Genomic DNA, 1,003 nt, shown 5'->3' with positions numbered 1-1,003 from the left:
ACGGCATCGACACCGTTGGCGACCAGGTCCCACAGGTCCTCGGGAGAGGACACCCCGCCCGGGTAACGGCACGCCATACCCACGATCGCGATCGGTTCCTGCGCCTTGTCCTCGAACTCGCGCAGCTGCCTACGCGCGTCGCGTGCGTCGGCGATGGCCTTCTTGAGATATTCGCGGAGTTCCTGCTCGTTCGCCACTGATCTCAGCTCCCCGTCGTCATGTGGCTCGTACTTGGTCTGGTGGGTCGTGCGGTCGTGTGCCGCGGCGATGACACGCCGGGCGTGCGAAACCGCCCCGGAGCCGACCCCCTTGTCTGCTCCGTGAACGGTCGCCCGGTCAGTTCAGCTCGTCGAGAAGCGCGAACAGTTCCTCGTCGCTCGCGTCGTCCAGGTCGTCGGCCGGCGGTACCTCGTCGGCGCGCGTGCGGCCGCTCGCCTGTTCAGCGACGTCCAACAGCTCGCGCAGCTGCCCGGCGACGCTCTCGTAGGCCGAGGGATCGGCGGCTGCCGACTGGACGGCGGCCCTGAGCCGGCCGAGTTCCTCGATCACCGAGTCGGCGGGTGACACCGTCTCCACCTTGATCTGCCGGAGCAGGTGTGTGGCGAGGGCGGTGGGGTTGGGGTGGTCGAAGACGAGGGTGGTGGGGAGTCGTAGGCCGGTGGTGTTGTTGAGGTGGTTGCGTAGTTCGATGGCGGTGAGTGAGTCGAAGCCCATGTCCTGGAAGGCGTGTGTGGGGTCGATGGTGTTGGTGTCGGTGTGTCCGAGGACTGTGGCTACTTGGGTGCGTATGAGGTTGAGGAGGGTTTGTTCGCGTTCTTCGTGAGGCAGGGTGCTGAGGTGTTGGGTGAGTGGGGGGTTTGTGTCCTGGTTGGTGGTGTGGTGGTGGGTTGTGCGGTTGGTGGTGTGGTGGTGGGTGGTGGGGGTGAGGTCGTGTAGGAGGGGTGGCAGGGTGTTTGCGGCTTTGTGGAGGGTGGTGGGGTTGAGTCCGGTGAGGGCGAGGAGG

General features: G+C 66.1%; 2 protein-coding genes. Both read right to left on the bottom strand.

All coding sequences use genetic code 11. The features are described 5' to 3' along the window. Window positions 1-197, bottom strand: a 197-nt coding sequence (locus ACWC9R_RS37110; protein ID WP_450738294.1) for a polyketide synthase docking domain-containing protein, incomplete at its 3' end; no start/stop codon positions are given. A 139-nt stretch (window positions 198-336) separates the two neighbouring features. Next, a partial coding sequence (locus ACWC9R_RS37105; RefSeq protein WP_450738293.1) for an acyl carrier protein occupies window positions 337-1,003 on the bottom strand: 667 nt, incomplete at its 5' end.

The organism is Streptomyces sp. NPDC001219 (assembly GCF_053597915.1).
Note: the sequence above shows the minus strand (reverse complement) of the source record. Positions and strands in the feature narration are given on the sequence as shown.